The sequence below is a fragment of the Cronobacter turicensis genome (genome assembly GCF_041222865.1).
GTDB lineage: Bacteria > Pseudomonadota > Gammaproteobacteria > Enterobacterales > Enterobacteriaceae > Cronobacter > Cronobacter turicensis.
Map to the genome: position 1 here is coordinate 1,087,102 of NZ_CP165997.1, position 24,227 is coordinate 1,111,328.

Consider the following 24,227-nt stretch of genomic DNA (forward strand, 5'->3'; position numbering starts at 1 on the left):
CAGATGAAAAAAAGGCCGGTTCAACGTGAAAATAAGTCGCGTAAACCGTGCGTTTGCTTAATCGTTCAAACCCTTGCGCCACGCCATGCCAATCGTTTGCGTAAAAACCTCTGTCAAGACCTATCTTCATCCTGCCAATCGGTTTACACTGTTGGCCGTCGCCCCAAAAGGGCCCCTAATTGCAGTACATTTTATTGTCAGCTGAGTCAGGAGATGCGGATGTTAAAGCGTGAAATGAACATTGCCGATTATGATGCCGAACTGTGGCAGGCTATGGAGCAGGAAAAAGTACGTCAGGAAGAGCACATCGAACTGATCGCCTCCGAAAACTACACCAGCCCGCGCGTGATGCAGGCGCAGGGCTCTCAGCTGACCAACAAATATGCCGAAGGTTACCCGGGCAAACGCTACTACGGCGGCTGTGAATACGTCGATATCGTTGAGCAACTGGCGATCGATCGCGCTAAGGAACTGTTCGGAGCCGACTACGCTAACGTGCAGCCGCACTCCGGCTCGCAGGCCAACTTCGCGGTCTACACCGCGCTGCTGCAACCGGGCGATACCGTGCTGGGTATGAACCTGGCGCAGGGCGGTCACCTGACGCACGGCTCCCCGGTCAACTTCTCCGGTAAGCTCTACAACATCATCCCTTACGGTATCGATGAGTCAGGCAAAATCGATTACGAAGACATGGCGAAGCAGGCGCAGACGCACAAACCGAAAATGATCATCGGTGGTTTCTCCGCTTACTCCGGCATCGTTGACTGGGCAAAAATGCGCGAAATCGCTGACAGCATCGGCGCGTACCTGTTCGTCGACATGGCGCACGTGGCGGGCCTGATTGCCGCTGGCGTCTATCCGAACCCGGTTCCGCACGCGCATGTGGTGACCACCACGACGCACAAAACGCTGGCAGGCCCGCGCGGCGGTCTCATCCTCGCCAAAGGCGGCAGCGAAGAGCTGTACAAAAAACTGAACTCTGCCGTGTTCCCGAGCGCGCAGGGCGGCCCGCTGATGCACGTTATCGCGGCGAAAGCGGTCGCGCTGAAAGAAGCGATGGAGCCAGAGTTCAAAACCTACCAGCAGCAGGTGGCCAAAAACGCGAAAGCGATGGTGGAAGTGTTCCTGGAACGCGGTTACAAAGTCGTTTCCGGCGGTACGGAAAACCACCTGTTCCTGCTGGATCTGGTGGATAAAAACCTGACCGGTAAAGATGCTGACGCTGCCCTGGGCCGCGCCAACATCACTGTGAACAAAAACAGCGTGCCGAACGATCCGAAGAGCCCGTTCGTGACCTCCGGTATCCGTATCGGTTCTCCGTCTGTGACTCGCCGCGGCTTTAAAGAAGCGGAAGTGAAAGAGCTGGCAGGCTGGATGTGCGACATCCTGGACAACATCCATGATGAAGCGGTTATTGAGCGCGTCAAAGGTAAAGTGCTGGATATCTGCGCACGCTTCCCGGTTTACGCGTAAGCGTTCACACACCGATGAAGGCCGCCTCGCGCGGCCTTTTTTTATGGGGCGACGGCATACAGGAGACCGCCATGCGTATTCAGGAATTCGCCACGCTGACTGGCCTTGGCGTTCATACGCTGCGCTATTACGAAAAGCTGGGGCTGCTGGTGCCGGCCCGTAACGCCAGCGGACATCGCGACTATCATCGCTCGGATCTCGACTGGGCGGCATTTATTAAACGCCTGAAAGCGACCGATATGCCGCTTGAGGAGATCCAGCGCTACGCCATGCTGCGCGCGCAAGGAGAGATGACGGCGGGCGCGCGTCGTGAACTGCTGGCGCAGCACGCCCAGCGGCTCGAAGCGCGGCTGGCGGAGCAGGCTGAGCATCTGGCGCGCCTTAAAGACAAAATGGCGTACTACGACGAGACGCTGTTAAAAAACAGCGCTTGACCTGGAGTTAACTCGAAGCCTTACCGTTATCCGAACCACACAAAAGGAGAACGGTATGACCTCATCACGTTATGACACGGGCCTTGCGCGACTGTCCGAAATCGACGGCGCAGCAGGTGAAAATGTTATCAAAGCGCTGGCCGATATCGCGCCGGATCTGGGGCGCTACGTCATTGAATTCGGCTTCGGCGATGTCTACAGCAGGCCGGGACTGTCGCTGAAAAGCCGGGAGCTGGCGACGGTCGCGGCGCTTACCGCGCTTGGGCACGCGCAGCCGCAACTGGCGGTGCATCTGCATGCCGCGCTGAACGTGGGCTGCACGCGCGAAGAGATCATCGAAGTCATTATTCAGATGGCGCTTTACGCCGGTTTTCCGGCGGCGCTCAATGCGATGTTTACCGCCAAAAAGGTTTTTGTCGAGGCGGGCGTCTGACAGGAGAGGCCGCTGCGGCGGCCTTATTACGCAGTAAAAGCGAATTGTTATGGGCGTGTTATGCGCCGCTTGCAACCCCTGCGCTTTCCCGCCAGACTAACGCCTGCCGAAACGGGAGGGACTCATGGTGTTGCAATCCACGCGCTGGCTGGCGCTCAGCTATTTCACCTATTTTTTCAGCTACGGTATTTTTTTGCCGTTCTGGAGCGTCTGGCTGGCAGGCGTCGGCGTCGCGCCGGAAACGATCGGCCTGCTGCTCGGCTCCGGCCTGATTGCACGCTTTCTTGGCAGCCTCCTGCTGGCGCCCCGCGTCAAAGATCCTTCCCGTTTAGTGTTTGCGTTGCGCCTGCTTGCCGTGCTGACGCTCGTTTTCGCGCTCGGCTTCTGGTTCGGGCATCAGACCGCCTGGCTGTTTGTCGTACTGGTGGGCTTTAACCTCTTTTTCTCGCCGCTGGTGCCGCTGACCGACGCGCTCGCCGCCACCTGGCAGCGCCAGATAACGATGGACTACGGACGCGTGCGCCTGTGGGGCTCGCTGGCGTTTGTGATTGGCTCGGCGCTGACCGGCAAGCTGGTCAGTGTTTATGACTACCGCGCCATTCTGGCGCTGCTGTCGCTCGGCGTCGCGTCAATGCTTATCGGTATGTTGTTGAAACCCTCCATCATGCCGCAGGGCGAGGCGCGTCATAACGAGGCGGCGGGCTGGCCGGTGTGGCGCAGGCTGATTGCTGAAAACTGGCGTTTTCTCGCCTGCGTGAGTCTGCTCCAGGGCGCGCACGCCGCCTATTACGGCTTCAGCGCTATTTACTGGCAGAGCAAGGGCTATTCCGCCTCGGTGGTGGGCTATCTGTGGTCGCTCGGCGTGGTGGCGGAAATCGTTATCTTCGCGCTTAGTAAACGGCTGTTCAGCCGGTTTAGCGCGCGCGATCTGCTGCTGCTCTCCGGCGTGCTGGGAATTATCCGTTGGGGGCTGATGGGCTGGACGACGGCGCTGCCGTGGCTCATTGTGGCGCAGATCCTCCACTGCGGCAGCTTCTCTATCTGCCACCTGGCGGCGATGCGCTATATCGCCGCGCGCGAAGGCTCGGAAGTTATCCGGCTACAGTCGGTCTACTCCGCCGTCGCGATGGGCGGCGGGATTGCGGTGATGACCGTTTTCGCCGGATTCCTCTACCAGCACCTCGCCGGCGGCGTCTTCTGGGTGATGGCGCTGGTCGCGCTGCCCGCGCTTTTTCTGCGCCCCCGCGTGGCGGCGCGCGCTTAAGCTTCCAGAATTTCGCGTATCCGCTGCTGCTGCTGTTCACCCAGCGGCAGCGTGGCGTGGATAAGCGGCGGCGAGAAGAGCGGCAGCGAGGTGGTGTATGGCGTCACAATCAGCGCCACCTCTTTCGGCGCGCCTTCCTGCTGGAAGGTGTGCAGCGTCAGGTGTTTGATATTCAGCGGCAACAGGGTGAGTTCCCGTAGCTGCTGCTCGATTTCCGCTTCGAGCTGCGCGTCATTACCCGTCAGCAGCAGCACCTGTTTTTCATGCAGATCGGCCTCCTGCATTAACCACGCGCCGAAAATCACCGCCACCAGTCCTACTTCTTCATCAGAAAACGTTACCCGGTACTCCTCTTCAAAGCGGTCAAACGCTTTGCGGGTGGTGCGCATCAGACGTGGGTAGAGGCGGTTAATCTCTTCAGGCAGCGCGTTATCAATACCGATGCCGAACAGGCTGCGGTCGAGCGCCTGGCAGAGATGCGTATAGAGCTGATCCGCAAGCCCCTGTTCATCGCTGAACGCCATGCCGGATAGCTCCCGGAAGCGGGCAATGAGTGAAAGGACGGCATGACGCAGGCGGTCATCTTCCGGGTGCGCGTCACGCAGCGGATCGGGCGTGCGCAGCATCATAAAGAGCAGCGCCAGGAAGCAGTGTTCGTTAACGTGCGGCGACTGCGCGACGCGCCGCTGCCAGTGGCGCACGATCTCCTGCGCGGCCAGAAACTCCGCGCGGGCACGCATCCAGAGCTGTTGCGGCTCGGTGAACTCCGGCGTCTGGCCGTAATGGTGCTGCACCAGGCAATATTGCAGGTACAGACGCAAAAACTGCACGTCGCGCGCCTCGAATTGACGGTTCAGGCGGCGCGCGCAAAGGTTGACCAGCGCGTGTAAATTTGTATCGTCATACAACGCCGTGGCGATGCCGTGCTGGCGCAGTTCGCTTTTCAGCGCGGGTGTGAAATGCTGCTGGATAAACTGCGGGCACAGGCGCAGCGCCCGGCGCAGCCAGTGCAGCAGGCAGAGACGTCTGTCTAACGCCGTGCCTTCAATCCGGTAGCTGCCATCCTGCTGGGTGATAATACTCAAACGGTGATACCGCTTAATTTCGTCGCCGGTTTCTGCAATATCCTGACGGGCGATGGCGCCGTCGACGCCATTCAGCCGGCCTAACATTTCCGGTGTGATGGTTTGCCCCGGCAGATAGAGCATTAAAAGTGCCTGGCAGCGGCGCTGCGGACTGGAAAGCACAGATGGTGGAGGGCAGAGCAGAGTCATCATCCGTTTTGTCCAGTGAGTGAGAATATTGCTAAGAATAGCTAAAGGATCGTTGAATGCCGTTCAGGGTGCGCAGTTTGATCGCGGAATTCTGCTTGGCTCACAGAATTTTTCGCCAGAGGAAGATAATGGGCGCTCATCTTTACCGGTTAATGTGTGGTGCGGCTTTAGTATCGCTGGTTCCGGCGCAGGACGCGCTGGCGCATCCGCACAGCTTTATCTCGTTGAAAACCGAAATCGTCAGCGAAGCGGGGCAGATAACTGCGCTTAAAATGCGCTGGAAAATGGATGAAATCACTTCAGCGGATCTACTGTATGACGCTGGCGACGCCGCGCCCGGCTCGCCGGTCTGGAAAAAGCTGGCGGCGGAAGTGATGGCTAATGTTATCGGGCAGCACTATTTCACCGAGTTCTGGCATAAGGGGCAGAAGGTCAAATTCGCCGCAACGCCGCTGGCGTATGGGCTGGCGCGCGAGGGGCATCAGGCGGTGCTGACGTTTACGCTGCCGCTCGCGCATCCGCAACCCGTCTCGGGCGAGCGTTATACCTTCGCCACCTTCGATCCCACTTATTATGTGTCGATGAGTTATGACGCGCCGGGCGATGTGACGCTCGGCGAGGCGCTGCGCGAGCACTGCAACGTGGCGGTGAAAACGCCGCAGCCGGATGCGGCCGTGCAGGATTTCGCGCTGTCGCTCGATAAATCCGATGCGCCGCCGGAAGATATGGATTTAGGCAAACAATTCGCTCAACAGGTGACGTTGCAATGTCAGTAATTTCAACACCGTTCGCGCCGCGCCGCTGGCTGCACTTCTGGCCCCTGGCGCTGTTTGTTGTCCTGGCGCTGGGCGCAGGCGTCTGGCTGTGGCTTGAGTGGCCGCAGGTGCTGATGAAAAGCATCATCTGGCAGCGCGGCATCAACCGTGAGATGAGCGCGCTCCTTCAGCAGGTGGCGGAAAACCCGACGCGGGCGGGCGGCTCGCTGCTGCTGTTCAGCTTTATCTATGGCGTGCTGCATGCGCTGGGGCCGGGCCACGGCAAAGTGGTTATCGCGACCTGGCTTGCCACCCACCCGTCGCGCCTGAAAACCAGCCTGAAACTGACGTTCGCGTCGTCCTTGTTACAGGGTCTGGTGGCGATTGCCCTGGTGACGGTGGTGCTGACGGTACTGGCGCTGCCTGCGCGGCAATTGCACCTGAGCGGCTACTGGCTGGAAAAGGGCAGCTATCTGCTGGTGGGGGCGCTGGGGTTGCTGCTTTGCTGGCGCGCGGTGAAAACGCTGCGCGGGCTGGCGCGCCGCCCGGTCTTCACCGCCTTTAGCCCGCACCATACGCACAGCGACACCTGCGGCTGTGGGCATCAGCATTTACCGTCGCAGGCGCAGCTTGAGCGCGGCGAGGACTGGCGCGCCAGGCTGATGGTGGTGCTCCCGATGGGGATGCGTCCGTGTTCCGGCGCGCTGATGGTGTTGTTGTTCAGTAAAGTGATCGGCGTGTTTGGCTGGGGTGTGGCGTCGGCGCTGGCGATGGCGGCGGGAACGTCGCTGACCATTTCAGCCATCGCGCTGTTTGTGCACAGTTCCCGGCATCTGGCGGTGCGGCTCGGCGGGAAGAAGACGCCCCCGCTGTGGCGGCGGACGGGCGGGGCGACGCTCGCGCTTGCAGGCGGCGTGGTATTAGTGGCCGCCGCGCTGGTGATGTGGTCAGGCGCAGCCCCCGTCGCACAAGGGTTGAGACCGTTTTAACGGCGGGATGATGGCGGGTGCGCATCCGCTTATCCGCCCTGCGAGGGTTGTGTGTTTTTGTAGGGTGGGTAAGGGCCGCGCACCCACCAGCTCACCAGACCCCACGCGCCATAAAAAACCAACAAAAAAGGCAGGCCGCTCTCGCGTACCTGCCTTTTTCTTGCCTGGAAGCGATTAACGCTTCAGCGCTTCGCTCAGCTCATCGCGCATATTGCCCAGCATCGCTTTCACGACGCGCGGGTTACCTGCCACGATGTTACCGGTCATCATGTAGTTGTGACCGCCCATGAAATCGCACACCAGACCGCCGGCTTCACGCACCAGCAGATCGCCTGCGGCGAAATCCCACGGCTTCAGGCCGATTTCAAAGTAACCATCCACGCGGCCTGCGGCCACATAGGCCAGATCCAGCGCGGCGGAACCGGCGCGGCGGAAATCAGCGCACTGGGTAAACAGTTTGGTCACGATATTCATGTACGGCGTAGCGTGCTGTTTAGCTTTGAACGGGAAGCCGGTCGCCAGAATGGTGCCGTCCAGATCGCGAGCAGTGCTGCCGCGCAGACGGTAGCCGTTAAGCTGCGCGCCCTGGCCGCGAACGGCGGTGAAGAGTTCGTTACGCATCGGATCGTAAACCACGGCGACTTCTGCGCGGCCTTTGATACGTACAGCGATAGAAACGGCGAAATGCGGGAGACGTTTAACGAAGTTGGTGGTGCCATCCAGCGGATCGATAACCCATTGAATATCCTGCTCGGTGCCTGCGTGTTCACCGCTTTCTTCGGTGATGATGGTGTGTTGCGGGTAGGACTGGCGAATGGTGTCGATAATAATGCGCTCTGCGCCTTTATCCACGTTCGTTACAAAGTCGTTGCTGCCTTTCTGGCTGGTCTCTACGGCGTCCGGGGTTTCGTAGTTTTTGGCGATATAATTTCCGGCCTTGCGCGCAGCACGCACGGCGATGTTGAGCATCGGATGCATCAGGTTTCTCTCACTGGATGTTAAAGAACGGGAAAACGGCGCGGATTATAGCAGAGGGTTCGGAATATGTCTCAGGTTTATGATAAGATGTCCTGATATTCTTTTCGGATACTGAGTCGCTATGCTGCAAAACATTCGTATCGTGCTGGTTGAAACCTCACACACCGGCAACATGGGTTCTGTTGCCCGCGCCATGAAAACCATGGGCCTCACCAACCTGTGGCTGGTGAATCCGTTGGTGAAACCGGATTCCCAGGCTATCGCGCTCGCCGCAGGCGCCAGCGATGTGATCGGCAATGCGAGCATCGTCGATACGCTGGATGAAGCGCTGGCGGGGTGCAGCCTGGTGGTCGGCACCAGCGCGCGTTCCCGCACGCTGCCCTGGCCGATGCTCGACCCGCGCGAATGCGGTCTGAAAAGCGTCTCTGAAGCGGCGCATGCGCCGGTCGCGATTGTGTTTGGCCGTGAGCGCGTTGGGCTGACCAACGACGAACTGCAAAAGTGCCACTATCACGTCGCTATCGCGGCCAACCCGGAGTACAGCTCGCTGAACCTCGCGATGGCGGTGCAGGTGGTAGCCTATGAAGTTCGCATGGCGTGGCTCGCCACTCAGGATGCCCAGGCGCCTGCGCATGCCGAAGAAGAAGAAACCCCCTATCCGCTGGTGGACGATCTTGAGCGTTTTTACGGTCATCTTGAGCAAGTTTTGCTCACGACCGGCTTCATCCGCGCTAATCATCCCGGCCAGGTGATGAACAAATTACGCCGTCTTTTTACCCGCGCACGCCCGGAAAGTCAGGAACTTAACATCCTGCGCGGCATGCTGGCGTCGATAGAAAGCAGCCGTAATGAGAAGCCTTAATACTTGAGTAAAATACTCGGGTAAATAGTTGACCATTTTACTCGGGAATGTCAGACTTGCGCCTGCTATGCAATACCCCCATTTTCATAAAAACCCCCGCGTCGAGGGGCGAGCTTGAGGTTAAGTAAGACATGAGACTGACATCTAAAGGGCGCTATGCCGTGACCGCAATGCTGGACGTTGCGCTCAACTCCGAATCCGGTCCGGTACCGTTGGCAGATATTTCTGAACGTCAGGGTATCTCGCTTTCTTATCTGGAGCAGCTGTTCTCTCGCCTGCGTAAAAATGGCCTGGTGTCCAGCGTACGTGGTCCGGGCGGCGGCTACCTGCTGGGTAAAGACGCGGGCCAGATTGCGGTCGGTGAAGTCATCAGCGCCGTTGATGAATCTGTCGATGCAACCCGTTGTCAGGGTAAAGGCGGCTGCCAGGGCGGCGATAAATGCCTGACCCACGCGCTGTGGCGCGATCTGAGCGATCGCCTGACCGGTTTTCTGAACAACATTACCTTAGGTGAACTGGTGAACAACCAGGAAGTGCTGGATGTCTCTGACCGTCAGCATAATGAAGCCCATCGCCCGACCCGCGCTCAGGACGCTATCGACGTCAAACTGCGCGCTTAAAAAAATAATACGCTTTTCCCGAATCAGGCCAGGGTGCTGCGACATCCTGTAGACTGCGGCGTACATCCAGCCGGCTGCCTGATTCACCGCTTTGAGATGTACGGAGCTTAAGAGCAATGAAATTACCGATTTACCTCGATTACTCCGCGACCACGCCGGTGGACCCGCGCGTCGCCGAGAAAATGATGCAGTTTTTAACGATGGACGGAACCTTCGGTAACCCGGCCTCCCGCTCCCACCGTTTTGGCTGGCAGGCGGAAGAGGCGGTGGATATCGCCCGTAACCAGGTGGCCGATCTCATCGGCGCGGACCCGCGTGAAATCGTCTTTACCTCTGGCGCGACCGAATCCGATAACCTGGCTATCAAAGGTGCGGCCAATTTCTACCAGAAAAAAGGCAAGCACATCATCACCAGCAAAACCGAGCATAAAGCGGTGCTGGACACCTGCCGTCAGCTGGAGCGCGAAGGCTTTGAGGTTACTTACCTCGCCCCGCAGAGCAACGGCATTATCGATCTTAAAGAACTCGAAGCCGCGATGCGTGACGACACCATCCTGGTTTCCATTATGCACGTGAATAACGAAATCGGCGTGGTGCAGGATATCGCCACCATCGGCGAAATGTGCCGCGCGCGCGGCATCATCTACCACGTTGACGCCACCCAGAGCGTGGGCAAGCTGCCTATCGACCTGACCCAGCTGAAAGTGGACCTGATGTCCTTCACCGGCCACAAAATCTATGGCCCGAAAGGCATCGGCGCGCTCTACGTGCGTCGTAAACCGCGTATCCGTATCGAAGCGCAGATGCACGGCGGCGGTCACGAGCGCGGCATGCGTTCCGGTACCCTGCCGGTTCACCAGATCGTCGGCATGGGCGAAGCCTATCGTATCGCTAAAGAAGAAATGGCAAGCGAGATGGAACGCCTGCGCGGTCTGCGTAACCGTCTGTGGAACGGCATTAAAGATATCGAAGAAGTTTACCTGAACGGCGACCTGGAGCAGGGCGTTCCGACCATCCTGAACGTGAGCTTTAACTACGTGGAAGGCGAGTCGCTGATCATGGCGCTGAAAGACCTGGCGGTATCGTCTGGGTCCGCCTGTACCTCTGCAAGCCTTGAGCCGTCTTACGTGCTGCGCGCGCTGGGTATGAATGACGAGCTGGCGCACAGCTCTATCCGTTTCTCTCTGGGCCGTTTCACGACTGAAGAAGAGATCGACTACACCATCGAACTGGTACGCAAATCCATTGGCCGCCTGCGCGACCTCTCTCCGCTGTGGGAGATGTTTAAGCAGGGCGTGGATTTAACCACCATCGAATGGGCTCATCATTAATCGGTATCGGATTCAGGAGAAATAACACATGGCATACAGCGAAAAAGTCATCGATCATTACGAAAACCCGCGCAACGTCGGCTCTTTTGACAACAACGACGACAACGTCGGCAGCGGCATGGTCGGCGCCCCGGCGTGCGGCGACGTGATGAAGTTGCAGATCAAAGTCAACAATGAAGGTATCATTGAAGACGCACGTTTCAAAACCTACGGTTGCGGCTCCGCTATCGCGTCCAGCTCGCTGGTCACCGAGTGGGTCAAAGGCAAATCCCTGGACGAAGCGCAGGCAATTAAAAATACCGATATCGCAGACGAACTCGAACTGCCGCCGGTAAAAATTCACTGCTCTATCCTGGCGGAAGACGCTATCAAAGCCGCTATTGCGGACTATAAAAGCAAACGTGAAGCAAAATAATCATTGATGAGTTGAGGTTGTAGTATGTCGATTACCCTTAGCGACACCGCCGCCGCGCGCGTCAACGCTTTCCTGGCCAACCGCGGTAAAGGTTTTGGCCTGCGTCTTGGCGTGCGTACGTCCGGCTGTTCCGGCATGGCCTATGTGCTGGAATTTGTTGACGCGCCGCTGCCAGAAGACACGGTGTTCGAAGACAAGGGCGTGAAGGTGGTGGTCGATGGTAAAAGCCTGCAATTCCTTAATGGCACTCAGCTGGACTTCGTCAAAGAAGGCCTGAACGAAGGGTTTAAATTCACCAACCCGAACGTTAAAGATGAGTGCGGCTGCGGCGAAAGCTTTAACGTCTGATAATCTTTCCCGCCTCTCCCCGTCTGCGCCAGCCGCAGGCGGGGTATTTGCTTTATCACGTTGACTGACCCCGAGACTGTTATGGATTACTTCACCCTCTTTGGGCTGCAGGCCCGTTATGCGCTGGACAGTGCCCAACTGGCGGCTCGTTACCAGGATCTGCAACGTCAGTATCATCCCGATAAATACGCAAGCCATTCCCAGGCCGAACAACTGGCGGCGCTCTCGCAATCCGCCACCATCAATCAGGCATGGCAAACGCTGCGCCACCCGCTGACGCGCGCGGAATATCTGCTCTCTCTGCACAGCTTCGATCTGGCGAATGAACAGCACACCGTGCGCGACACCGCGTTTCTGATGGAGCAACTGGAGCTGCGTGAAGCGCTGGATGAGATTGAGCAGGCCAAAGACGCCGACCGCCTTGAAGCCTTCGTCCGTAACGTCAAAGCGATGTATCAGGAACGCCATCAGCACATGGTGACGGAGCTGGACGCCGAAGCGTGGGCGCAGGCGGCCGATACGGTACGCAAGCTGCGTTTTCTCGACAAGCTGTTAAGCCAGTCAGAACAACTCGAAGAAAAGTGGCTCGATTTTTAATTCTGGAAGCTCAACATGGCCTTATTACAAATCAGTGAGCCCGGCATGAGTAGCGCGCCGCACCAGCGCAAGCTGGCGGCGGGCATCGATCTTGGCACCACGCATTCGCTGGTCGCGACCGTGCGCAGCGGTCAGCCGGAAACGCTGGCGGACCACCAGGGGCGCCACCTGCTGCCGTCCGTGGTGCACTACCAGTCACAGGGCTACAACGTCGGGTATGACGCCCGCGCCCAGGCGGCGGACGATCCGGTTAACACCATCAGCTCCGTAAAGCGCCTGATGGGCCGCTCCCTCGCCGATATTCAGGCGCGCTACCCGCATCTGCCGTATCAGCTGCGCGCGAGCGAAAACGGCCTGCCGATGATAGACACTCCGGCAGGGCTGCTGAACCCGGTACGTATCTCCGCCGATATCCTTAAAACGCTCGCTGAACGCGCGCGCGAAGCGCTGGCGGGCGATCTCGACGGCGTGGTCATTACCGTTCCGGCCTACTTTGATGATGCGCAGCGCCAGGGCACCAAAGACGCCGCGCGTCTTGCCGGGCTGCATGTGCTGCGCCTGCTGAATGAACCGACCGCGGCGGCGATCGCCTACGGCCTCGATTCCGGTCAGGAAGGCGTCATCGCCGTTTATGATTTAGGCGGCGGCACGTTTGATATCTCCGTGCTGCGCTTAAGCCGCGGCGTGTTTGAAGTGCTGGCGACGGGCGGCGATTCCGCGCTCGGCGGCGACGATTTCGACCATCTGCTGGCGGATTACATTCGCGAGCAGGCGGGCATCGCCGATCGCAGCGACAACCGCCTTCAGCGCCAGCTGCTCGATGCCGCCACCCAGGCGAAAATCGAACTCAGCGACGCCGATGTCGCGCACGTCAACGTGGCGGGCTGGCAGGGCACTGTCACCCGCGAGCAGTTCAATGAACTCATCGCGCCGCTGGTCAAGCGCACGCTGCTTTCGTGCCGTCGCGCGCTGAAAGATGCGGGCGTGGAAGCGGGCGAAGTGCTGGAAGTGGTCATGGTCGGCGGTTCGACCCGCGTGCCGCTGGTGCGCGAGCGCGTCGGCGAATTTTTTGGCCGCACGCCGCTGACCGCTATCGACCCCGATCGCGTGGTCGCCATCGGCGCCGCTATCCAGGCTGATATTCTGGTGGGCAACAAGCCGGACAGCGAAATGCTGCTGCTGGATGTTATCCCGCTGTCGCTCGGTCTTGAAACCATGGGCGGCCTGGTGGAGAAAGTGATCCCGCGCAATACCACGATCCCCGTGGCGCGCGCGCAGGAATTCACCACCTTTAAAGATGGCCAGACCGCGATGGCGATTCACGTCATGCAAGGCGAGCGTGAACTGGTGCAGGATTGCCGATCGCTTGCGCGCTTTACGCTGCGCGGCATTCCGGCGATGCCAGCGGGCGGCGCCCATATCCGCGTCACCTTCCAGGTGGATGCCGACGGCCTGCTGAGCGTGACCGCGATGGAAAAATCCACCGGCGTGGAGGCGTCCATTCAGGTGAAACCGTCTTACGGGCTGACCGACGGCGAAATCGCTAACATGATTCAGGACTCCATGAGCTTTGCCGAGCAGGACGTGAAAGCGCGAATGCTCGCCGAGCAGAAAGTGGAAGCCGCGCGAGTGCTGGAAAGCCTCGACGGCGCGCTGAAAAGCGACGGCGCGCTGCTTAGCGCGACCGAACGCACCGCCATTGATGACGCGATGGCGCAACTGCGCGCCGCCGCCGACGGCGACGACGCCAGCGCCATTGAAGACGCGATAAAAAATACAGATAAACAGACCCAGGAGTTTGCCGCTCGCCGCATGGATGAATCCATCCGTCAGGCGCTTAAAGGCCACTCCGTCGACGAGGTTTAATAATGCCTAAGATTGTTTTTTTGCCTCATCAGGATCTTTGTCCTGATGGCGCAGTACTGGAAGCGCAAAGCGGTGAAACCATTCTTGACGTTGCGCTGCGCAACGGCATTGAAATCGAACACGCCTGTGAAAAATCGTGCGCCTGCACCACCTGCCACTGCATCGTGCGTGAAGGTTTCGATTCGCTGCCGGAAAGCACCGAAGATGAAGACGACATGCTGGATAAAGCGTGGGGGCTGGAGCCGGAAAGCCGTCTGAGCTGCCAGGCGCGCGTCACTGACGAAGATCTGGTTGTGGAGATGCCGCGTTACACCATCAACCACGCCAGGGAGCATTAATATGGGACTGAAATGGACCGACAGCCGCGAAATCGGCGAGGCGCTGTATGACAGCCGCCCGGACGTGGACCCGAAAACCGTGCGCTTTACCGATATGCACGAGTGGATCTGCTCTCTCGAAGAGTTCGATGACGATCCACAGGCCTCTAACGAAAAGATTTTAGAGGCTATACTGCTGGTCTGGTTAGACGAAGCAGAATAACGCAACGGGCTGCCAGAAGGCGGCCCGTTTTCGTTGCGCATCAGGCGATATAAGGAAAATAAAATGACCGAAGCCATGAAGATTACCCTTTCCCACGAGCCTGCCGATGCTCGCTGGGGTGAAAAAGCACTGTACAGTTTTACGCAAGACGGTATCGCTCTGCACCTGACGGGCAAAGACGATCTCGGTCTTATCCAGCGCGCCGGGCGCAAAATCGACGGCCAGGGGCTTAAACACGTTGAGCTTGCCGGCGATGACTGGGATGTGGAAAAAAGCTGGGCGTTCTGGATGGGCTATCGCGGCCCGAAAGGCAAGCGCGCCGTCACCTGGGCGCCGCTTGACGACGCGCAGCAGAAAGAGCTGAACAGCCGCCTGAAAGTCATCGACTGGGTGCGCGATGTTATTAACGCTCCGGCGGAAGAGATGGGCCCGGAGCATCTGGCGCAGCGCGCGGTTGATCTGCTGGCGGATGTCGGCGGCGAGCGCGTGAGCTATCGCATTACCAAAGGCGAGGATCTGCGCGAGCAGAACTACATGGGGCTGCATACCGTAGGCCGCGGCTCTGAACGCCCGCCGGTCCTGCTGGCGCTCGATTTCAACCCGACGGGCGATGCCAGCGCGCCGGTGTATGCCTGCCTCGTCGGCAAAGGCATTACGTTTGACTCCGGCGGCTACAGCATTAAACAGACCGCGTTTATGGATTCAATGAAATCTGACATGGGCGGCGCGGCGCTGGTTACCGGCTCGCTGGCGTTCGCGATTACGCGCGGCCTGAACAAGCGCGTGAAGCTGATCCTCTGCTGCGCGGATAACATGATCAGCGGCAACGCCTTCCGTCTGGGCGATATCATTCGCTATCGCAACGGCAAAACGGTGGAAGTGATGAACACTGACGCCGAAGGGCGCCTGGTGCTGGCGGACGGGCTGATTGACGCCAGCGCCCAGAAGCCGGAGCTGATTATCGACGCCGCGACGCTGACCGGCGCGGCCAAGACGGCGCTCGGCAACGATTACCATGCGCTGTTCAGCTTTGACGACGCGCTGGCGAATCGTCTGCTGCAAAGCGCGCAGGCGGAAAACGAAGCCTTCTGGCGTCTGCCGCTGGCGGAGTTTCACCGCAACCAGTTGCCGTCTAACTTTGCCGAGCTGAACAATACGGCGGGCGGCGCCTATCCGGCGGGCGCCAGCACCGCGGCGGGCTTCCTGTCGCACTTTGTGGAGAACTACCAGCAAGGCTGGCTGCATATCGACTGCTCCGCGACTTACCGTAAAGCGGCGGTGGAGCAGTGGGCGGCAGGCGCGACCGGTATCGGCGTGCGTACCCTTGCGAATCTGTTGACCGGCGAGTAACGGCGGGCGTGGCGGGTGCGCTTTGCTTACCCGCCCCGGAAACAAAGCCTTATTCCTGTAGGGTGGGTAAGCGAAGCGCACCCACTAACGCGATAATAATGTGAAGCGATGATTACGCTGCCTTTATTCGCCTTACATCACCATTAACGCGATGCCGCGGGTTCCCCCTCTCCGACAGGAGAGGGCCGGGGTGAGAGGCTTTTCTCTTACTCATCACTGAAAAATACAAACGCTATGTCCGAAACAAAAAACGAAAACAACGCAGAAAACAACGAACTCGAAACCCTGCTGGAGAAAGCGGCCGCGGAGCCTGCGTTCCGTCCGGCGTTTTTCCGCACGCTGCTGGAATCCACCGTGTGGGTGCCAGGCGAGGCGGCGGATGGCGAAGCGGTGGTCGCTGAAAGCGCCGTGGATCTACAGCACTGGGAAAAAGACGACGGCACCTCTGTCATCCCTTTCTTCAGCTCTCCTGCGGCCCTTGAGCAGGCGGTGGAAGGCGAACAGGCGTTCGTGGCGATGCCGGTGCGCACGCTGTTTGAGATGACCCTTGGCGAAACGCTGTTCCTCAACGCCAAACTGCCGACCGGCAAAGAGTTTACGCCCAATGAGATTCGCCATCTGATAAGCCCTGAAGGCTCGGCGCTCAGCCAGCAGGAAGTGCTGGAAGGCGGCGCCTCGCTGCTGCTTTCTGAGGTGGCCGAACCGCCCGCCCAGATGATCGAATCGCTGACCGTGCTGTTTAAAGAGATGAAAACCGTGAAGCGCGCCTGGCTGTGCCTGTTGAAAGAGGGGGCCGACGAGCCCGCGAACTATCTTATCGGCATCGAGGCGGACGGCGACATCGACGCGGTGATTAACGCCGCTGGCAGTGTGGCGACCGATACCCTGCCGGGCGATGAGCCGGTGGATATCTGCCAGGTGGTGGAAGGCGAGAAGGGCATCAGCCACTTTATGATGGCGCACCTGACGCCGTTCTACGAGCGCCGCTGGGGCAGCTTCCTGCGCGATTTCAAACAAAACCGCATTATTTAACCCTGCATCTTCCCACGCGGCGCACGACGCCGCGTTTTTCTGCCCTGTTAACACGTTGTTTTCTGTAGCAAGCCAAATTCTGGTAGGCCCGCCTGCGGGCTCGCTTTGTTAAGCTTCCGGCCTTCTGCGCCCCCGTTACGTTTATCCACGCTTTCTCTGCCTGAATCCATGGGCGGGCGCCGTTCCTGTTTCACATCGCACAAGGGCCATACCATGCATAAAAAGAGCGTCACTTACCTCTTTTTAATTCCGCTGATCCTGTTTTTCTATGCCGCCTGGCAGAACTGGCGCGTTAGCCACGTGCTGGAGCGCGCCCAGTATGAAACGCAAATCGTCGCGGCCGCGAGCGAGTCGCCGCGCGCGACGCTGACTTACCGTCACGATGGGCAGGAGACGGAAATGCCCGCCATCGACGCGCAGGAGCGGGCGCAGCAGTATCTCGCAGAAAACCGGGAGTGGATTGGCGCGGCGGATATTGAGCAGTTTCTGGCGCGCAGCGGTATGTTCTTCACGTTTATCAGTCTGCTGATTAACGCGGGTGCCGTGGCGCTGTGCCGCTTTTGCGTGGCGCAGGGCCAGCGTTCGCAGGGCGCGTTACTGAGGGCGTTCTGGCTGTGCCGTCTGCTGCTGCCTTTTATTATGGCCGCGCAACTATTGGTGGGGCCGTTTTACCAGCTCAGTATCGCGTTTTATGAAATAGTCTGGGCGGCGATCGCGTTTAATCTCCACCTGGTGCCTGGCAAAGTCGTTCTCTTTCTCCTGATCGTCGCGGGCGTCGTGCTCTGGATGTTCTGGAAAATCCTGATGACGGTCGTGAGATGCTTCGCGCTGTTTCGCCCGGTGCCGAAGCCGGTGATGGGGCATCGTCTCAGCCGTGGCGAGGCGCCTGCGCTCTGGCAGGCGGTGGACGCGCTGGCAGGCAAGGCGGTTGCCCCGGATAATATTGTGGTAGGGCTTACCGACAACTTCTACGTCACCGCAAACCCGTTGCTGCTGAATAATGGCGAAAAGGTCACCGGCAAGACGCTCTACTTTCCGCTGACCTGGGCGGCGCTGCTGAGCCCGGAGGAGATGACGGCGGTGATCGGCCATGAACTGGGGCACTTCTCCGGTAAAGATACCGAATTCAGCCAGCGCTTTCTGCCGCTCTATGATGGTTTCAGCCGCAGCCTTGACGCGCTGGAGCCGAAGGAAGGTCAAAAGACGTATTTCAGCGTGCTCGAATTACGCACCGCGTTGTACAGCGCGCATTACTTTCTCGAACAGTTCCACGGCATGGTAATGCTGTGGCGCAAGCGTCGTGAGCACGCTGCCGATGAGGCGGGCGCGCAGGCCAGCTCACCGCAGGCGCTTGCGTCAGCGCTGCTGCGCATCGTGTCGCTGAGCGGCCCGGTGAATGAGTACCTGGAGGCCGTTTACGAGGCACGTGTTGAGACCGATAACGTGGTGGCGTCGCTGCTGGCGCACCTGAGCGGCCACCCCTTGCCGGACCCGCGCGAACACCTGGAAAACGAAACGTCGCACCCTTACGACTCCCACCCGCCATGCCGTTCGCGCATCGAGGCCCTCGGCTGTTCGGTCGAGCTTTCAGCGATTCAGGCCTCGCGGCCGGTAAGCCCAGAGAGTTATGCGCATCTGCAAACGCTGTTCGCGGATGTCGACGGGCTGGCCCGCGCGCTCACGGCAGCGCTTACCGGGCAGGTCGCTGAACATCGCAGCGCCTGGCGCGACGAATTGCAAACCGTGGTGGAAGCGGCCTCGGGCGAACAGGCGATCTTCTCCCGTAGCCGTATTTCGCGCGGCGGCGTGCTGACCATCGTGACGTTTGTGTCGATGATTGTGGCGTTTCATGCCGATCGCGAGTGGCAATTCCCGCCTGGTAAACCAGAGCTGGTGGGCCTTATCATCACGCTGGTATTCGCGTATTTCTGCTGGCTTGGGATCCGGAGCGTGCTGCGTTACTGGCGCATAAGCCAGCAGCCGCTGATGGTCTTAACGCCGCAAAGTCTGATTTTCCGCGAGCTGACGGAGCCGGTGCCGATTTCCGCGCTGACCGGCTATCTGTTCTTGCCCTCAAAAAGCGGGATGCTGATAGGGCTTGATTACAAAGAGGGTTACCAGCCTCCGCCGCTTGCTGGCGCGCGCTTTCGGGCATATCGCCACGTGGATAAAAAAGAGCGTCAGATGCTGCTGGATGTGAGCGGCAAACTGCGTGATGCCGACAACAAACCGGTTTCACAGGAAGGACTGATGGAGCTGGTGGAATTATACCTGCATGCGCCCGCCGCCCAGGCGGAGCTCCATAAGATGCACTAAACCACCGGCCCCGTCAGAGGGCTGTGGGATGCGGCGCTTGTCCGTCGACAGGCGCTTTTAACCGCGGGGCGCGCCCCGCAGTCTATGGATAAACAAGGAAACGACGTAACGATGAACAGGAAGCATCTCGCTTATCTTTTTCTGGTGCCGCTGCTGGTGGCCTGCTATGCCGTCTGGCAGCACTGGCGCGTTAGCGACATTCTTGAGAGCGTCGACAGCTCCAACAGCCTGATTCAGACGGCGAGCGACGCGCTGCAACACGATCCGAAAGCGATCATTGAATTTACCAGCGACGGGAAAAACTACCGCGTTCCGGCGACAGAAGTGATTGAGAGCGAACGGAGTGTTCAGAACGAATACGCCGGCCAGATCATGCTGGCCCGCACCCAGAGCGGGCTGGCGTCCTTCGCCGTTGGGCTGGCGCTGCTGTGCATTGTGCTGAACGCCGGGGCGATCGCGCTGTGTCGGCGCAGCGTGACCCTCGCGAAGCAGTCGCAGGACGCGCTGGTGCAGGCGTTTGATAAGTGCCGCAAGCTGCTGCCGTGGCTAATGGTCGCGCAGATCGTCTGCTGCGGGCTGGCGCTGTTCGCGGTCGTCGGGTATGAGACGCTCTGGTTCGCCACGCATTACAAAATGAACGCCGGCGGCCTCAAAGTGATGCTGTTCGCGCTGGTGATCCTGTTCGGTATTCTCTGGGTGCTTTATAAAAGCCTCGGCAGCATTCGTCGCTGCTTCGCGCTGTTCCAGCCGGAGCCGAATCATGTGGTGGGCCATAATCTGACTCGCGAACAGGCGCCCGCGCTCTGGAGCATGGTGGAAGCGCTGTCCCGGAAAACCGGGGCGATGATGCCAGATAACATCGTGGTCGGGATGCTGGAAGGCTTCTACGTGACCGCCAACAACGTGCAGCTTGAAGACGGCCCGCTGCTGACCGGCCAGACGCTCTATTTCCCGCTCACGTGGGCGGCGCTGCTGGATAACGACGAAACCTGCGCGGTCATCGGCCACGAGCTCGGCCACTTCGCAGGCCAGGATACGCAGTACAGCCTGCGCTTCGCGCCGCTGTACGCGGGCATTACCAACAGTATCAACACAATGGCGCAAAACCAGCAGAGCGCGCCGTTTATCGATCACGTGGTGCTCTATCCGTCGCTTTATATGGGCGTCTACTTTATCGAACAGCTGCATGAGACGGTGAGCCACTGGAGCCGCATCCGCGAGCACGCCGCCGATGAGATGGGCGCGCGCGCCAGCTCACCGCAGGCGCTGGCGTCGTCGCTGCTGCGTATTTCCGCCGTCAGCGAGCCGCTGAATAATACGCTTGAGGATTTCTTTAACGGTAAACCGGGCTTTGAGGATCTGGTGGCTGCGCTGGTGACCCGCCTGCGCGAAGAAGGTTTTGGCGATATCCAGCGTTATCTGGAGCACAAAGCCGCGCACCCGACCGACAGCCATCCGCCGTCACGCGCGCGTATTGAGGCGCTCGGCTGCGCTATCGACGACTCGCTGATTCACCACGCCACCCGCGCGGTGCCGCAGGATCCGTGGGAAAATCTGCGTCTGTGGTTCGCGCAGCCTGAGGCGCTGTCCGGCACGATGACCGGCGAACTTGCCGGGAAAGCCGCGGAGCATCGCGAGGAGTTCCGCCGCGAGCTGGAAGAGGTTGTGCAGCAGTCCGGCGAGGCCGTCACGCTCTACTCCGGCAAAAAAGTCTTTTTCGTCGGCGGGATTCTGGTAGCGGTGCTGTTTGTCGCGACGGTCGCCATGCTGAAAATTGTTAACCCGTTTACTATTCAGGGCGTTGACGACGGTAAAATCGTCGCCATCGCGATTGGCACGGGGTTGCTGGGCTTACTGACCTGTTACGTGCTCTGGCAGCAGTGGCAGAAGCGTGAAATCCCGTTCCTGACGATGACGCCCGATTCGCTGCACTGCCGTCAGTTCACGGCGGGCATTCCGTTGAATGCTATCGAAGACTTTTCGGTGCAAACCGCCAACGATACCACCACCGTGACGCTGATTTATCGCGAAGGGTTTGAGCCGCCGCGCGCCGTTGGCGGCCGCTGGAAAAACTACACCCGCGTGAAACGCGGCAAGCGTAAGCTGGCGTTTGTGTTTATTGGCGGGCTTCGCGAAGGGGACGGCCGTAAGGCGTACTCCGTCGACATGCTGGTAGAGTTGCTGGTGCGTAACCTTAACGCCATCCACGCGCGCGACGCGCTGTCGCGTTTCTCGTAAGGGAGGCGGCGCGGCCTGCGGGCCGCGCTGTTAGGCCTGTGCCTGCAACAGCAGCAGGTCGATAAGCATCACCAGATTGGATTCAAACGAGGTGATCCCCGCCGCTTCGGCGGCGAAATGGATAGCCTCGTCATACAGTGGAAAATGCAGCCCGGACAGCTCCGCCAGTGGATTTGGCGACGCGCGGGTAAACGCCACGACCTCCATGCCGACATTGCGGGCGATGCGCGCTTTGTCGAGCACCTGTTCCGTTTCGCCGCTGCGCGATACCGCAATAAACACTTCATAGCGCGCCGCGTTGCTGAGAAAAATATTACGGCTGTCGCCGGGGCCGGAGATAAAGGCCGTCTTGCCGAGCACCTGTAATTTCTTAGTGAGGTATTCCGCAAACAGATACGAAAACCCCGCTCCGTAGAGAAAAAACCGCTCCTTTTCGCGCAGCAACTGACTGAAAGCGGTGATTTTCTCCGGCGTCACCCAGCGAAAGGTCTGCTGATAATTGTCGACAAAGCGGTTAAACAGAGCGGGCAGGGCGTCGGGCGCGGCGTTGGGTTCCATGGCGAGATGGGGCGTGTCAGTAAGCAGTTGCTTACAGTGCCAGATGAGTTCGCTGTAACCGCTGAAGCCAAGCTTATGACACAACCGCATGATGGTGGCGGTGGAGACAAACGTCTCCTGCGCCAGTTCGCGCACCGTGATATTCCCCACCCGCAGCGGATGCGCCGTCAGGTGGGAAAGTACGCGATACTCGGCGCGGGTCAGCGACTCGCCGCGCATCAGCAGCGGCGTCAGGCGGTTATCCATTATGGCGCCGGTTCGATGGGCAGATCGTCGCGCGCGCCCCATTCACTCCAGGAGCCGTCATAGAGCTTCACGTCATTTGCCTCAAGGGTGGCGAGAGCGAGCATTACCACCGCCGCCGTCACGCCAGAGCCGCAGCTGGCGATAATCGGGCGATGCAAATCCACGCCCTGGGCTGCAAATAGCTCGCGCAGCTCGTCGGTGGTTTTGAGCTGGCCTTTGACCACCAGATCGGTCCACGGCACGTTCAGCGCGCCGGGAATATGGCCGCGCCGCAGGCCCGGCCGCGGCTCATCGGCTTCGGCGTTAAACCGTGCCGCCGGGCGGGCGTCAACGATCTGTGCGGTTTTCTCGTGGCTTGCCAGTAAGACATCGGTCAGGCGTTTGACCAGCCCGTCGTCAAATTTGGCTTCAAAGTCGCCTTCCGGCGCGTCGACCATGCCCTCTTCCAGCGGCAAACCGTCGCGCTGCCATTCGGCAAGGCCGCCCGCCAGAATCGACACGTTTTGTACGCCGAAGGCGCGCAACATCCACCAGGCGCGCGGCGCCGAGAAGAGGTTGCCTTCGTCATAAACAATCAGGTGTTTATCGTGGCTGACGCCCAGCTCGCGCATCGCGACCGCGAACGCCTCCGGGCGCGGCATCATGTGGGGCAGGGAGGTTGAATGATCGGACAGCGCTTCGATATCGAAAAAGCGCGCGCCGGGAAGATGGCCCGCGCGATATTCTTCCGCCATATTGCGCAGGTGTTCCTGGCCCGCAGGGGCCATACGGGCGTCGAGGATCTGAATTTCCGGGTCGTCGATATGCTCTGCAAGCCAGTGGCTCGCGACAAAATAGGATGTGGACATGGCGTTCTCCGTGTCATCGCTGAGGAACGGATTGTCAGCGCTTTTTCATCTCACCACAAGCCACCATTGCTGATGTCGCGAGCGGGCTCCGGTTATGACGCTGCTTCGCCGTTCACCCAGGCTTTTTGCAGCGCCGGCCAGTAGTCGCGGTTCGCCTCAATCATGTCATCGAGGATCGCTTTGGCGTGCTGCATCGTGGGGACAGTACGGTTAAGTGTAAACGCCTGCAGCGCTTTTTCGTAGCTGCCTTCAAGCGTCGCCTCGACCAGTAACTGCTCGGAGGCGAGCTGCTGCATCAGCAGCGTCTGGTGAAACAGCGGCACTGCGCCCATGCGCACCGGCTCCGGCCCGGCGGCGGTGATATACGCCGGCACTTCTACCATCGCGTCGTAAGGCAGGTTGGCGATAGCGCCTTTGTTTTCGACAATCACCAGATGCCGCTGGCGTAAATCAAACGCCAGCGAGCAGGCGACATCAACAATAAACGCGCCATGAACGCCTACGTGGAACGCATCCGGCAGAATGCCGGTACGCTTGTACTCTTCCGCCGCCGCGAACAGTTTTTTCTCACGCCCGTCCATTACTTCATTGGCGCGGGTGTAATCCGGGTTCTGGTGTTCCACTATCTCGTTTGGCATCAGGTAATACTGTAAGTACGGGTTCGGCAGATAATCCGGGAAGTTATCCATAATCGGTTTAATGTTGCGCCAGGTTTTCACCCATGACGGATCGGAGTGCTGCGGATCGGTCTGCGCCGCGTCTTCGGTCAGCAGGCCGAATTTCGCGATATGGCGACGCAGCGCGGGCAGTTGATCTTCGCCATCCACCAGCACGCGGGTAAACCAGCCGAAGTGGTTCAGGCCGAAATAATCCACTTCAAGCTTGTGGCGGTCGACGCCGAGGATAGCGCCCATATTGCGCATCGCCGCCACTGGCATGTCGCAGATATTCAGCACGCGGGCGGTCGGGCGCAGGCGACGCACGCCTTCCGCCACAATCGCCGCCGGGTTGGAGTAGTTCACAATCCAGGCCTTGCTGTCGGCGTACCGCTCCACCATGTCGATAAGCTCCACCATCGGCAGAATAGTGCGCAGGCCATAGGCGAGACCGCCAGGGCCGCAAGTTTCCTGGCCCACCACGCCGTGGCGCAGCGGAATTTTTTCATCCTGCTCACGCATTTTGTACTGGCCGACGCGCATCTGGGCGAACACAACATGCGCGCCGCTGAACGCCACTTCCGGGTCGCCGGTGGTGGTAAACTTGATGGTCTGGCTGTGGTCGCGGATCACTTTCTCCACCACCGGCGCGATCGTCTCCTGACGCGCGCTGTCGATGTCATAGAGACGAATTTCGGCAAGCGGGAAATCGTTTAAGCGCACCATCAGGCTTTTCACAATACCCGGCGTATAAGTGCTGCCGCCGCCGGCGATAGCAAGAATAAAGGGAGGTTTCAACATCAT

General features: G+C 59.5%; 24 protein-coding genes. 19 read left to right on the plus strand and 5 right to left on the minus strand.

What is annotated here, in order from left to right:
• Positions 1 to 219: 219 nt before the first annotated feature.
• From glyA to AB8W27_RS05280, 4 genes are all read left to right on the plus strand, one after another.
• Entirely contained in the window at positions 220 to 1,473 is a 1,254-nt protein-coding gene (gene glyA, locus AB8W27_RS05265) for a serine hydroxymethyltransferase (RefSeq protein ID WP_007763259.1), read from the plus strand.
• Positions 1,474 to 1,544: 71 nt separating this feature from the next.
• Entirely contained in the window at positions 1,545 to 1,907 is a 363-nt protein-coding gene (locus AB8W27_RS05270; protein WP_041923822.1) for a MerR family transcriptional regulator, read from the plus strand.
• A 55-nt stretch (positions 1,908 to 1,962) separates the two neighbouring features.
• Positions 1,963 to 2,340 carry a carboxymuconolactone decarboxylase family protein gene (locus tag AB8W27_RS05275; RefSeq protein WP_041923821.1) on the plus strand — a complete coding sequence of 126 codons (378 nt, stop codon included), beginning with the start codon at positions 1,963 to 1,965 and terminating at the stop codon, positions 2,338 to 2,340.
• Between the two features lie 124 nt (positions 2,341 to 2,464).
• The gene (locus AB8W27_RS05280; RefSeq protein WP_015742122.1) at positions 2,465 to 3,604 is read left to right on the plus strand and encodes a 3-phenylpropionate MFS transporter; all 1,140 of its coding nucleotides are present in this window, start codon (positions 2,465 to 2,467) and stop codon (positions 3,602 to 3,604) included.
• On the opposite strand, the gene csiE is transcribed toward AB8W27_RS05280, so the two are convergent.
• Complete coding sequence (gene csiE / locus AB8W27_RS05285) at positions 3,601 to 4,881, minus strand: stationary phase inducible protein CsiE (protein ID WP_041923820.1); 1,281 nt, start codon at positions 4,879 to 4,881, stop codon at positions 3,601 to 3,603. The genes AB8W27_RS05280 and csiE overlap by 4 nt on opposite strands.
• A gap of 125 nt (positions 4,882 to 5,006) precedes the next feature.
• Between csiE and AB8W27_RS05290 the strand changes: the two genes are divergently transcribed.
• Positions 5,007 to 5,654 carry a DUF1007 family protein gene (locus tag AB8W27_RS05290; protein ID WP_015742120.1) on the plus strand — a complete coding sequence of 216 codons (648 nt, stop codon included), beginning with the start codon at positions 5,007 to 5,009 and terminating at the stop codon, positions 5,652 to 5,654.
• Positions 5,645 to 6,622 (plus strand): nickel/cobalt transporter, encoded by a 978-nt coding sequence (locus AB8W27_RS05295; protein WP_015742119.1) that lies wholly within the window; start codon positions 5,645 to 5,647, stop codon positions 6,620 to 6,622. The genes AB8W27_RS05290 and AB8W27_RS05295 overlap by 10 nt, the downstream gene beginning before the upstream one ends.
• Positions 6,623 to 6,796: 174 nt before the next feature.
• On the opposite strand, the gene suhB is transcribed toward AB8W27_RS05295, so the two are convergent.
• Complete coding sequence (suhB, locus tag AB8W27_RS05300) at positions 6,797 to 7,600, minus strand: inositol-1-monophosphatase (protein ID WP_041923819.1); 804 nt, start codon at positions 7,598 to 7,600, stop codon at positions 6,797 to 6,799.
• Between the two features lie 121 nt (positions 7,601 to 7,721).
• Here suhB and trmJ point away from each other — a divergent pair, with 121 nt between their 5' ends.
• The 13 genes from trmJ (at position 7,722) to AB8W27_RS05365 (ending at position 21,115) form a co-directional block, all read left to right on the plus strand.
• Positions 7,722 to 8,462 (plus strand): tRNA (cytosine(32)/uridine(32)-2'-O)-methyltransferase TrmJ, encoded by a 741-nt coding sequence (gene trmJ, locus AB8W27_RS05305; protein WP_015742117.1) that lies wholly within the window; start codon positions 7,722 to 7,724, stop codon positions 8,460 to 8,462.
• A 131-nt stretch (positions 8,463 to 8,593) separates the two neighbouring features.
• The gene (gene iscR / locus AB8W27_RS05310) at positions 8,594 to 9,082 is read left to right on the plus strand and encodes a Fe-S cluster assembly transcriptional regulator IscR (protein WP_007700622.1); all 489 of its coding nucleotides are present in this window, start codon (positions 8,594 to 8,596) and stop codon (positions 9,080 to 9,082) included.
• A gap of 116 nt (positions 9,083 to 9,198) precedes the next feature.
• A complete protein-coding gene (gene iscS / locus AB8W27_RS05315) occupies positions 9,199 to 10,413 on the plus strand; it encodes a cysteine desulfurase (protein WP_007777299.1) in 1,215 nt (404 codons plus the stop codon).
• 28 nt (positions 10,414 to 10,441) lie between these two features.
• Complete coding sequence (gene iscU, locus AB8W27_RS05320) at positions 10,442 to 10,828, plus strand: Fe-S cluster assembly scaffold IscU (protein ID WP_004385925.1); 387 nt, start codon at positions 10,442 to 10,444, stop codon at positions 10,826 to 10,828.
• 24 nt (positions 10,829 to 10,852) lie between these two features.
• Positions 10,853 to 11,176 carry an iron-sulfur cluster assembly protein IscA gene (gene iscA, locus AB8W27_RS05325; RefSeq protein WP_007763241.1) on the plus strand — a complete coding sequence of 108 codons (324 nt, stop codon included), beginning with the start codon at positions 10,853 to 10,855 and terminating at the stop codon, positions 11,174 to 11,176.
• A gap of 81 nt (positions 11,177 to 11,257) precedes the next feature.
• Positions 11,258 to 11,773 (plus strand): co-chaperone HscB, encoded by a 516-nt coding sequence (gene hscB / locus AB8W27_RS05330; protein WP_041923818.1) that lies wholly within the window; start codon positions 11,258 to 11,260, stop codon positions 11,771 to 11,773.
• A 15-nt stretch (positions 11,774 to 11,788) separates the two neighbouring features.
• Positions 11,789 to 13,639, plus strand: coding sequence for a Fe-S protein assembly chaperone HscA (gene hscA / locus AB8W27_RS05335; protein ID WP_015742115.1), 1,851 nt, complete (start codon positions 11,789 to 11,791; stop codon positions 13,637 to 13,639).
• Positions 13,640 to 13,641: 2 nt separating this feature from the next.
• Positions 13,642 to 13,977 (plus strand): ISC system 2Fe-2S type ferredoxin, encoded by a 336-nt coding sequence (fdx, locus tag AB8W27_RS05340; protein WP_004385928.1) that lies wholly within the window; start codon positions 13,642 to 13,644, stop codon positions 13,975 to 13,977.
• Position 13,978: 1 nt separating this feature from the next.
• Complete coding sequence (gene iscX / locus AB8W27_RS05345) at positions 13,979 to 14,179, plus strand: Fe-S cluster assembly protein IscX (protein WP_041923817.1); 201 nt, start codon at positions 13,979 to 13,981, stop codon at positions 14,177 to 14,179.
• A 63-nt stretch (positions 14,180 to 14,242) separates the two neighbouring features.
• Positions 14,243 to 15,529: an aminopeptidase PepB gene (pepB, locus tag AB8W27_RS05350; RefSeq protein WP_015742113.1), complete on the plus strand. Its 1,287-nt coding sequence runs from the start codon at positions 14,243 to 14,245 to the stop codon at positions 15,527 to 15,529.
• Positions 15,530 to 15,763: 234 nt separating this feature from the next.
• Positions 15,764 to 16,561 carry an enhanced serine sensitivity protein SseB gene (sseB, locus tag AB8W27_RS05355; protein ID WP_041923816.1) on the plus strand — a complete coding sequence of 266 codons (798 nt, stop codon included), beginning with the start codon at positions 15,764 to 15,766 and terminating at the stop codon, positions 16,559 to 16,561.
• A 213-nt stretch (positions 16,562 to 16,774) separates the two neighbouring features.
• The gene (locus AB8W27_RS05360) at positions 16,775 to 18,877 is read left to right on the plus strand and encodes a M48 family metallopeptidase (protein ID WP_041923815.1); all 2,103 of its coding nucleotides are present in this window, start codon (positions 16,775 to 16,777) and stop codon (positions 18,875 to 18,877) included.
• Between the two features lie 111 nt (positions 18,878 to 18,988).
• Positions 18,989 to 21,115, plus strand: coding sequence for a M48 family metallopeptidase (locus tag AB8W27_RS05365; protein ID WP_015742110.1), 2,127 nt, complete (start codon positions 18,989 to 18,991; stop codon positions 21,113 to 21,115).
• A gap of 30 nt (positions 21,116 to 21,145) precedes the next feature.
• Here the strand turns inward: AB8W27_RS05365 and AB8W27_RS05370 are convergent, their stop codons facing one another.
• From AB8W27_RS05370 to AB8W27_RS05380, 3 genes are all read right to left on the minus strand, one after another.
• Entirely contained in the window at positions 21,146 to 21,919 is a 774-nt protein-coding gene (locus tag AB8W27_RS05370; protein ID WP_015742109.1) for a MurR/RpiR family transcriptional regulator, read from the minus strand.
• Positions 21,919 to 22,767 carry a 3-mercaptopyruvate sulfurtransferase gene (sseA, locus tag AB8W27_RS05375; RefSeq protein ID WP_015742108.1) on the minus strand — a complete coding sequence of 283 codons (849 nt, stop codon included), beginning with the start codon at positions 22,765 to 22,767 and terminating at the stop codon, positions 21,919 to 21,921. The genes AB8W27_RS05370 and sseA overlap by 1 nt, the downstream gene beginning before the upstream one ends.
• Positions 22,768 to 22,859: 92 nt before the next feature.
• Positions 22,860 to 24,224: a 6-phospho-alpha-glucosidase gene (locus AB8W27_RS05380; protein WP_015742107.1), complete on the minus strand. Its 1,365-nt coding sequence runs from the start codon at positions 24,222 to 24,224 to the stop codon at positions 22,860 to 22,862.
• Positions 24,225 to 24,227 lie beyond the last annotated feature (3 nt).